Raw genomic sequence first — 1,267 nt, forward strand, 5'->3', positions numbered from 1 at the left:
CACGCGACGGCCGCATCCGATATGTCACCTTCAACAACGACGACGTGACGTCGGTGCGCGCCGCCCTTGGTATTTCCACGATGGTCGAGCTCAGTCCGACGGAAGTCATCGAAACCGTGTCGGCTGGCGACACGAAAGGTTGGTCGATCATCCCCAAACGCGGATCGCGGTTTCTGTTCGTCAAGCCGCTGGAGCGCGATGCGTGGACCAACGTCAACGTGGTCACCAACCGGCGCGTCTATTCCTTGCTGCTGCAGGCGACTGACAATAGCCGTGACCGGGCATCCTTCCAGGTCCGGTTCAAATACCCGGACGAGGATATCAATGCGCGCCTGCTCTCGCAGGCCAAGGAGAGCGCGGCCGATCCGGATTTGAAGGATCTGAATTATGCCGATCTCAATTACGACTACGCCTACAAGGGCGACGACAGCCTGAAGCCGCGCACCGTATTCGACGACGGCACCAAGGTGTTTCTGGAGTTCAAGGGCGACATTCCGGCGATTTTCGTTGTCGACGACAAGCGCCAGGAGTCGCTGGTCAACGTTCGCACGCAGGGCAAATACACCATCGTCGACAAGGTCGCACGGCAATTCACCTTGCGGGCCGATGGCAAGACACTCTGCCTTTACAACCGGGCGCGATCCAACGCCATCGATCCCGTCGAGCAGGTCTACGGTCCAACGAAACTGACCGGTGGCTCCACCCTGTTCGGATCCAGCGGAGGGCGGTGATGACGCAGATCGATTATAACCAACTGGACGGCAGCCCGACGGTCGCGCGCCGTGGTGCGGGCGTCGGTACCAGGATCGCGCTGGTCGGCCTCGGCGTGGTGCTCGTAAGCGCGCTGATGTGGCTGAACTGGCCTCGGGAGCCGGTATCGCGCGATGTTCGCAGCGATGGCGAGGAAAACTTCAACCCGCCCGAGTTTCGCCCGCCGGCGTTGAACGAACCGCCGCAACCTGCCGACGGCACGATCGACCAGATCGTGGTGCCGCCACCGGCTGACGACCAAAAGGGCACGCAACAAGCCGATAATGTCGATCATACCGTGCAGGAGGGCGCGGATCTCGATGCGCAGCGACGCGCGCTGGAGGCGCAAATGGCGGCCGAGGAGGCTCGCCGCAAGGCCGAGGAGGACGAAGCCCGCCGCAAGGCCGCGGCTGAGGAAGAGGCTCGTCGTAAGGCGGAGGCCGCCGAGCGCGAAAAGGCGGGGTGGGAACGCCTGCGGTCGAACCAGATGGGGACGAATGATCAAAACGGCTCGACG

1 protein-coding gene and 1 pseudogene are annotated in these 1,267 nt (G+C 62.7%); both read left to right on the top strand.

The window, feature by feature from the left end; translation table 11 throughout:
• Nucleotides 1-731, top strand: a 731-nt coding sequence (locus EOA13_RS37125) for a TrbG/VirB9 family P-type conjugative transfer protein (RefSeq protein ID WP_127298044.1), incomplete at its 5' end; no start/stop codon positions are given.
• Nucleotides 731-1,267: pseudogene (locus tag EOA13_RS37130) on the top strand (DUF1682 domain-containing protein); the annotation flags it as partial. The gene EOA13_RS37125 and the pseudogene EOA13_RS37130, both read left to right, overlap by 1 nt.

This window comes from Mesorhizobium sp. M7A.F.Ca.US.011.01.1.1, from assembly GCF_003998295.1.
Taxonomy (GTDB): Bacteria; Pseudomonadota; Alphaproteobacteria; order Rhizobiales; family Rhizobiaceae; genus Mesorhizobium.